This is a genomic window from Mesorhizobium sp. M7A.F.Ca.CA.004.12.1.1, assembly GCF_003997835.1.
In the GTDB taxonomy this organism is placed as follows: domain Bacteria; phylum Pseudomonadota; class Alphaproteobacteria; order Rhizobiales; family Rhizobiaceae; genus Mesorhizobium.
This window is the reverse complement of the sequence record NZ_RZRK01000256.1, coordinates 1-7,468: the sequence shown is the minus strand read 5'-3', so window position 1 is coordinate 7,468 and position 7,468 is coordinate 1. Positions and strand designations below refer to the sequence as shown.

Here is a 7,468-nt window from a genome sequence, read left to right as displayed (position 1 = left end):
GTCAGGTGCTGTCGAGCCTGCTGAAAGCCGGCATCGACCGGCCGCGCCCCGAACTCGTCTCGCATCTCGTCAACGAAACGACGCTGTCTTTTCCGAGCGGCCACGCCATGCTGTCGGCCGTGACCTATCTGACGCTCGGCGCGCTGGCGGCACGCTTCCTGCCCGGTCGAACGACGAAGATCTATGTGCTGTCGCTGGCGGTGCTGACGACGCTGCTGGTCGGCATCAGCCGCATCTATCTTGGCGTCCACTGGCCATCGGATGTGCTTGCCGGCTGGTGCGCCGGCTTCGTCTGGGCGATGCTGTGCTGGCTCGCTGCCCGGGCGTGGCAGCGATGGCGCGGGCAGCGCCTGAACGGCGACAGCGAGACTGGAGACTAGATCAGCCGGTCGATCAGCCCGTGCCCGCAGCCCACCGACAGCAAGGCCGCCCAGGTCATGAAGGTCTTGAAGAATTCAACCGCGTTACCCCCTGCCTAGATGGACACCCTAGGCACAATCCCGGGAAGTATCTGAATGATCGGTCAGCCGCCCCTTTACGCCTCAGACGTTCATCCTAATGCTTGAAACATCACAATGATAGTATTATACCTTATTCCTGCAGACTCAGACGGGGATTCCGGCCGATGATCACTGCCGCGCAGATGCGCGCCGCAAGGGCGCTGGCCGGCATCGATCAGAAGACGCTCGCCGAGCGCGCCGGCGTTTCGCTTCCAACCATCCAGCGCATGGAGGCGAGCGATGGCGTGGTCAGGGGCGTGGTCGACACGCTGATGAAGGTCATCCAGGCTCTCGACGAGGCCGGGGTGGAGCTGATCGGCGAGAACCAGACCAGCGAGCGCGGCGGCCGGGGCGTGCGCCTCAAGGCTGCCGTGCCGCGGGATCCCAAGGCTGAGCCGGCATAAAGTCGCGACGGCGACCGCCGACAGCCCTGCCGACGATCCCGCCGCCTTTCAGGGTGCGAAAGGCAGTCCATGGATCAGACGCAGCGGGCAGTGCATCAACCGGCCCACAGGTCGGCCCATAGGCCGGTAAAACCGACATTTTCCGAATTGTTCACGCCGAAGCTGGTGACGGTCTGGCGCGAGGGCTACACGTTCGCCGACTTCAAGGCGGACGCCATTGCCGGGCTGACGGTCGCCATCGTCGCGCTGCCCTTGTCGATGGCGATCGCCATCGCCTCGGGCGTGACGCCCGAGCGCGGCCTCTACACCTCGATCGTCGGCGGCTTCATCATTTCGGCGCTCGGCGGCAGCCGCTTCCAGATCGGTGGTCCGGCCGGCGCCTTCATCGTGCTGGTGGCCGCGACGGTTGCCCGGGTCGGCATCGATGGACTGCTGTTGGCAACGATGATGGCAGGGGTCTTCCTGCTCGCCATGGGCTATCTCCGCCTCGGCACCTACATCAAGTTCATTCCCTATCCGGTGACGGTCGGCTTCACCGCCGGCATCGCCGTCATCATCTTTTCAGGACAGATCGTCGAACTGTTCGGGTTGAAGCTTGCCGGCAGGGAGCCGGGCCCGCTGGTGCCGAAGTTGATCGCGGTCGGTGAGGCGGCCGGCACCATCAATCTTGCGGCGACCTTCGTGGCGGTGTTGACCATCTTCACCATCGCCGGCCTGAAGCGCTGGCGGCCGACATGGCCTGCCATGCTCATCGCCATCGGGCTGGCATCGCTGGTCGTGGCGCTTCTCTCGCTGCCGGCGGAGACGATAGGCACTCGCTTTGGCGGCATCCCGCGTAGCCTGCAAATGCCCGCTCTGCCGCCGATCAGCCTGGGCAGGATGATTGACGTGCTGCCGGATGCCATTGCCTTTGCCCTGCTCGGCGCGATCGAATCGCTGCTGTCGGCGGTGGTCGCCGACGGGATGACGGGCCGGCGGCATCGTTCCAACTGCGAACTGGTGGCGCAAGGCTTCGCCAACATCGCGTCCGCCCTGTTCGGCGGCATCTGCGCCACCGGCACCATCGCCCGCACCGCGACCAATGTGCGGGCCGGCGCCCACGGACCGGTTTCGGGCATCGTCCACTCCGCCATCCTGCTCGCTTTGATGCTGGTGGCGGCGCCGCTCGCCAGCTACATCCCGCTCGCAGCCCTGGCTGGCGTGCTGGCGGTCGTGTGCTGGAACATGTTCGAGAAGCAGGCCTTCGCCACCTTGCTGCGTGCCTCGCGCGGCGATGCGCTGGTGCTGATGGCGACCTTTCTGCTCGTCATCTTCCGCGATCTCACCGAAGGCATCGTCGTCGGCTTCGTGCTGGGCTCGATCCTGTTCATCGACCGCATGGCCAAGTCGATTGCGGTCGAGGCCGATCAGCCGCTGGTGCAGGAGGATGTCGCCGACAGCGCCAACGCCTACGATGCCAGCGAGGCGACCGACGCCGACACCGTGGTCTACCGCATCTCGGGCGCCTTCTTCTTCGGCGCGGCATCGACCGTCGGCACCGTACTCGACCGCATCGCCGACCAGCGCAGGAACTTCATCCTCGACTGCTCGGCCGTACCGTTCTTCGATTCGACGGCGGCCAACGTCATCGAGGGCGCCGCCCACAAGGCCAGGCGCGCCAGCGTCCGCTTCATCATATCAGGCGCCGCGCCGCAGATCCGGCGCATGCTGATCAACCACGGCGTGAAGCGTCCGCTGGTGACCTATGCAGCGTCGATCGAGGAGGCGCGGGCGCAGCTGAAAGGCAAGATCGAGGTGCGGTAGGGGCCGGGATTTGCCGGCCGGCGGTCGCCTGAACGTCAACTTTTTGATCTCAAGCAAGCGGGGAGCACGCTTTAGGCGAGCGGGCTCACTTTAGTCCCAGATGCAAGGAAAGTCGCTTCGCGGCGGCGTCGAATGCCACCAATCTTCGTGACCTGAACAGGGAAGCCTCCGCCTATCCTGCTTCAGCTTTCACCGTGGTCCTTTGTCCGGACATTTTACTCTTTGCAGCCGCGTTTCAAAAATGAAACCGCAATCATGGTAGAGTTCGCGCACTGATTTGCCAGTAGAAGGCGGGTTTGCCAAATGCGTGACACGTCCCCGCGAAATCGAAGTGATCCTATGCCGACCGCGCCAACACTTGAACTTCGCCGCTATTCACGGCTGAGAAATTTGCGAGAGCGCGCAGAACGCCAAGGTGCTGCATTGCAGTTCTGGGCGCGTACGGCATCGCTCGCCGTGATCTCCTGCTTCTTTTCATTAATCAGCCGCTGGGATGCCTCTCTGCTCTTCGTGCTGGCGGGCCTCATGTTGTTCCAGCTCGTCGGCCTGATCCAGTTTCGCTTTGCGCGCCGTCGCAACGCGCCATGGTGGATCGGTTATCTCGTAGGCACGCTGGACATCGTTCTGTTGACCGTTCTGCTGGTAACGCCCAACCCGTTTTCCCCGGAGGTCGCGCCGGCCGCGATGCAACTGCGCGAAGGCAGCTTCAAATTCCTGTTGATTTTCGTGTGCCTTGGCGCGCTGACCCTTTCGACCCGATTGGCGCTCTATCTCGGAGCGCTCGCAGCCTTGACGTGGACGATCGGGGTGGGATGGGTGATTCTTCATGCGGGAACCGTCCTTCCGGCGACGAACCTCTATTCGCTGCCGACGACAGAGCGACTGAACCTCTATCTCAATCCCAATTTCGTCGACACATTCGCGCAGGCGACCAACGTGTTGGTTGTGCTGATTATCGGCGCGATCATGGCGTTGGTCGTCTCTCGTTCTCGACATCTGTCGGAAGACTATGTCAAGGCAGAGCGCGCCCGCGCCAATCTCGCCCGGCATTTTTCGCCAAATGTCGTCGACCAGCTCGCCGCGGATGACGAGCCCTTCGGTCCGGTCCGCCGGCAGGATATCGCGGTACTGTTCGCCGACATCGTCGGCTTCACACACTATTCCGAGGATCATCCGGCCGAAGCAGTGTTCGAACTTCTGCGTCAGTTCCACCGTCGCATGGAGCAGGTCGTTTTCGACCACCATGGCACCGTCGACAACTATATCGGCGATTGCATCATGGCCACATTCGGGGTTCCGCAAGCCAGCCATAACGACGCAACCCGAGCCATCCAGTGCGCTGAAGCGATGATCGCCGCTCTCGAAGACTGGAATGTGCAGCGGGTGTCCAGGGGATACCCGTCGCTGGACGTTCGGATCGGTGCACAATATGGCGCAGTCGTCATCGGTGCGGTCGGCAGCGAGCGCAATCTTTCCTTCGCGGTGGTGGGCGACACCGTCAACGTCGCCAGCCGTTTGCAGGCGCTTTGCCGTGAACTTCAGGCAAACATTTGCTTTGGGTCACGACTGATAGAAGCCGCGAAGGCGGAATCGCCCACGACACAGTTGAATGCGCGCGATCATGGGCCGGTGAGCATCCGCGGTCGGGATGAACCGGTCCATGTCTGGGTCGAACACAGAGCCGAAAACCAGGGTGCTGTTTCGGTTTCGGCGTGATATAGCCGCCATGTGAAACGCCTGCATCTGCCGGAAAGTTCACGCCTGAAGGCATCATGCGCTCGCAGGCACTGAGCGAGGCGTCGATGTTCCTCTATCTGCGCGATCTCGAGGAGTGCGAAATCGTCTCAGCATGATTGCATCTGGCGGCTGAGCTTGCCGCGCACGGCCCCGGCGGTGCCGACGGCGCCATTGACCGCGCCCATCATCTTCATCTGCCCGGCGGTCTCGTTCATGCGCGCCCGGCAATCCTGCATTTTTCTGGTCGCCTCGACTGCAGCCAGGGCTTCGCCAAGACCTTCCGGCGAGTCCGTCTGGCTGCAGCTGGAAGCCAGCAGGCAGATAAGCATTGCGATCGGGCTGCCCCGCCTGACACGTGCCGTGGCTGGGAAAATGCCGCGATGTTCGGCCTCGAGGCTCCCGCTCGGAGTTGCTTTTCCCGCCACCCGTTTGCTGTTGCCCAACATCCTATCGCCCCATCGCCGGGCCGAGGATGAGGCTGCGGATTTTTGGCGTCAGCGGCCTGACGACATCGGCGAAGGGGTCGCCCTCGGCCCGCAAAGCCATCAATCCTTCGACCTCTTCGTCGATGGCCGAGATGGTCTCTGACTTCTGTGCGTCGGTCAGCTCCCTCATGCCGGATATGGCACCCCTGAGCTTGGCGAAAATGGCATCGAGTTCTGCGGCCGACATCGTCGCCAGGAACCCGCGCATGGTCTCGCCAAGCGCGACCTTCCAGCTGTCGGCGGTGAAGCCGGCTGTGCCGATCAAGCCCTTGTCCGCCGCATCGCGCTCATACCAGTCGGCGGCGATCTCCTCGTCATAGGCGAACTGACCGAATTCGGGCTGCAAGGCCTCGATCAGGCCGACGACCGCCGACGCATCCCGCGCTGTCAGCGCCAAGGCATGCGGGCTGTCGAACATCATGCCGGCAAGTGCGAGCGCGCCGGCTAGCCGGCGCATGGCTGCGAAACGCCGCTCAGCCATAACAGTCCTCCACAACGCCGGCCCGGGCACTGCTCGTCGCCTGGGACTGCAGAACCGAGCCGCCGATCGAGGCGGCCTGGCCGGCAATGACCCCACCATTGCCAGCCAGACCGCCAAGACCCCCCGCCATCGACAGGACACCGCCGAGCAGAGCCGCATTGGTCTGCGCCTTCGCCGCCTTCTTGGCGGCCTCGGCGCAGGCGGTTTCCGTCGATGGTTCGTTCCGGGCCTTGTTGCTGCCGGCCGCGCTCGCGATCAATGCCGTGTTGCTGTCGGCCTGGCCCGTTTGGCAGCCCGCCAGGGCAATGGTCAGGGCCACGAAAATGCTTTTTTTCATGGTGCTGCTCATCATCGGGCAGCGCGCGGCGGCAGCTTGACCTCGCGGTGATCGGTCACCGTGTTGCCCAACGAGATCGACAGCAGATAGGCACGCGGATTGAAGCCCGCCGCGGCCAGTGCCGACAGCGTCTTGAACAGTTGCAAATGAAACATCGTGCCCCCTTGGATTGCCGCCAATACGGTTCCGGTTTCGGAATCGCGCCGCAAACTAGGGGCATCGAAGGGGGACAGCTTGGACAGAACGGCACTGAAAGCGGCCAAAACGGCCCGGTATTGACGTTTTGCAGGCCGCGGCGCATATGACCGCGCTCTTGGCATGGGGGTGTCGATGACTGCGACGATGGGGCCGTCAGCTTCGTTCAGGCTGGCGACGGAGATGTTTCCGGAGCGGGATCGCGTCGAGATTACGCGCGAGGTTTACGGCCGCACGGTTCTGAGGGTGGACCTCGATCCGCTTGCGCCGGCGCAGATCGACATGCGGGTGCGCGCGTTGCCGGGCCTCGGCATCGCCACCGGCAGCTCATCGGAATTCCGGGTGCATCGCACATCGTCGCTGATCGACAACGACGACTTCGTTCTTCTGGCGGCCCTCGATGGGGGCAGCGTGATGAAGCACCGCGGCCGCGAGGAGGCGGTCGGCAACGGCCAGGCGCTGATGATGAGCGGTGACGAGGTTGGCCTCAACCTGATCGGCGCCGGCGGGTTCCGCTTCATCAATCTGAGTTTTTCGCGCAAGCAGCTTTCGCCTCTGATCGGCGATCCGGCAGCGGTCCTTATGCGGCCCTTGCCGACCCAAAGCGGGGCGATGCGGCTGTTGCTCGACTATATCAACTCGATCCAGGAGGTCGGAGACGAGTTGACTGCGGAGGCCTGTCACCTTGCGGCGACGCATGTCTTCGACCTTGCCGCACTCGCCATGGGCGCGACCAGGGATGCGGCCCAGATCGCACGCGGCCGTGGCGTCAGCGTTGCCCGCTTGCGCGCCATCAAGGCCGATATCGTCGCGCATGGTGGCCATGTCGACCTGTCGGCGCGGGACGTCGCCGCCCGCCACGGACTGTCGGCCCGCTATGTCCGCAAGCTGTTCGAGAGCGATGGCACATCCTTGATTGATTTCATGATGAACCAGCGGCTGGCGCGTGCCCATCGCATGCTTGGCGATCCGCGCCATGCCGGACGCAGCATCACCGCGATCGCCTACGAGGCCGGCTTCAACGATCTTTCCTATTTCAACCGGGCGTTCCGCCGCCGTTATGACGCCACTCCCTCGGACGTGCGCGTTGCGGCTTGCAAGCACTGACGCCAAAGCGCCGCCTGCCGGGCCGCGCTCCCGTGCCGTGCCGTCCATGCTGTTGGACTCATTTGATCGCGTCTATTCGGCGGCCTTTGCCCCGGGATCGGCAACCTTGTCGTCCCAGACCATCTGCCGGTAGTCGAAACCATATTCCAGCGTCGGTTTGACGATGCGGAAATAGGGCGACAGGTCGAAATCGCGCGGCGTGTAGAGCGAGTGGTGGCGGATGTGCAGGATTTCCTTGCGCGAATAGTTCGACTGCGCGGAGGCTCGGCCGGGCGCACGGGTGATTTCGGGCAGGATCGGATAGCGGATCTGGCCATAGGCCTCGGCGATCAGCGTCGAGCAGATCGCCCGTGTCGGGTCGCCGGAGCCGAAGGCCAGCATGCGGCGGCGCCAGCGCACCGGCACCGGCGGTGTGGGCA

9 protein-coding genes and 1 pseudogene are annotated in these 7,468 nt (G+C 63.8%); 5 read left to right on the top strand and 5 right to left on the bottom strand.

Translation table 11 applies throughout. The features are described 5' to 3' along the window. The 4 genes from EN984_RS15445 to EN984_RS15430 all read left to right on the top strand — a co-directional run. The coding region (locus EN984_RS15445) for a phosphatase PAP2 family protein (RefSeq protein WP_164765484.1) at positions 1-380 on the top strand (380 nt) is incomplete at its 5' end. A 245-nt stretch (positions 381-625) separates the two neighbouring features. Beyond that, positions 626-904: a helix-turn-helix transcriptional regulator gene (locus EN984_RS15440; RefSeq protein WP_127267184.1), complete on the top strand. Its 279-nt coding sequence runs from the start codon at positions 626-628 to the stop codon at positions 902-904. Positions 905-973: 69 nt separating this feature from the next. Beyond that, positions 974-2,707 (top strand): SulP family inorganic anion transporter, encoded by a 1,734-nt coding sequence (locus tag EN984_RS15435; protein WP_127267183.1) that lies wholly within the window; start codon positions 974-976, stop codon positions 2,705-2,707. 339 nt (positions 2,708-3,046) lie between these two features. Further along, positions 3,047-4,423 carry an adenylate/guanylate cyclase domain-containing protein gene (locus EN984_RS15430; RefSeq protein WP_127267182.1) on the top strand — a complete coding sequence of 459 codons (1,377 nt, stop codon included), beginning with the start codon at positions 3,047-3,049 and terminating at the stop codon, positions 4,421-4,423. A gap of 128 nt (positions 4,424-4,551) precedes the next feature. Here the strand turns inward: EN984_RS15430 and EN984_RS15420 are convergent, their stop codons facing one another. The 4 genes from EN984_RS15420 to EN984_RS15405 form a co-directional block, all read right to left on the bottom strand. Continuing rightward, on the bottom strand, positions 4,552-4,773 hold the full coding sequence (locus tag EN984_RS15420) for a hypothetical protein (protein ID WP_164775720.1): 222 nt from the start codon (positions 4,771-4,773) through the stop codon (positions 4,552-4,554). Positions 4,774-4,891: 118 nt separating this feature from the next. Then, positions 4,892-5,410, bottom strand: coding sequence for a hypothetical protein (locus tag EN984_RS15415; RefSeq protein WP_127269739.1), 519 nt, complete (start codon positions 5,408-5,410; stop codon positions 4,892-4,894). Beyond that, positions 5,403-5,759, bottom strand: a complete 357-nt coding sequence (locus tag EN984_RS15410; protein ID WP_206517429.1) for a hypothetical protein — start codon at positions 5,757-5,759, stop codon at positions 5,403-5,405. The genes EN984_RS15415 and EN984_RS15410 overlap by 8 nt, the downstream gene beginning before the upstream one ends. Further along, positions 5,759-5,902, bottom strand: a complete 144-nt coding sequence (locus tag EN984_RS15405) for a hypothetical protein (protein WP_127269741.1) — start codon at positions 5,900-5,902, stop codon at positions 5,759-5,761. The genes EN984_RS15410 and EN984_RS15405 overlap by 1 nt, the downstream gene beginning before the upstream one ends. A 175-nt stretch (positions 5,903-6,077) precedes the next feature. Between EN984_RS15405 and EN984_RS15400 the strand changes: the two genes are divergently transcribed. Beyond that, entirely contained in the window at positions 6,078-7,049 is a 972-nt protein-coding gene (locus EN984_RS15400) for an AraC family transcriptional regulator (protein WP_127269743.1), read from the top strand. 72 nt (positions 7,050-7,121) lie between these two features. On the opposite strand, the pseudogene EN984_RS15395 reads toward EN984_RS15400, so the two are convergent. Next, positions 7,122-7,468: pseudogene (locus EN984_RS15395) on the bottom strand (lipo-like protein); the annotation flags it as partial.

Bases quoted from the DNA above. Each gene is read 5' to 3' on its own strand.
- EN984_RS15440 (WP_127267184.1), top strand. From the start codon at position 626: ATGATCACTGCCGCGCAGATGCGCGCCGCAAGGGCGCTGGCCGGCATC.
- EN984_RS15435 (WP_127267183.1), top strand. From the start codon at position 974: ATGGATCAGACGCAGCGGGCAGTGCATCAACCGGCCCACAGGTCGGCC.
- EN984_RS15430 (WP_127267182.1), top strand. From the start codon at position 3,047: ATGCCGACCGCGCCAACACTTGAACTTCGCCGCTATTCACGGCTGAGA.
- EN984_RS15420 (WP_164775720.1), bottom strand. From the start codon at position 4,773: ATGCTTATCTGCCTGCTGGCTTCCAGCTGCAGCCAGACGGACTCGCCG.
- EN984_RS15415 (WP_127269739.1), bottom strand. From the start codon at position 5,410: ATGGCTGAGCGGCGTTTCGCAGCCATGCGCCGGCTAGCCGGCGCGCTC.
- EN984_RS15410 (WP_206517429.1), bottom strand. From the start codon at position 5,759: ATGAGCAGCACCATGAAAAAAAGCATTTTCGTGGCCCTGACCATTGCC.
- EN984_RS15405 (WP_127269741.1), bottom strand. From the start codon at position 5,902: ATGTTTCATTTGCAACTGTTCAAGACGCTGTCGGCACTGGCCGCGGCG.
- EN984_RS15400 (WP_127269743.1), top strand. From the start codon at position 6,078: ATGACTGCGACGATGGGGCCGTCAGCTTCGTTCAGGCTGGCGACGGAG.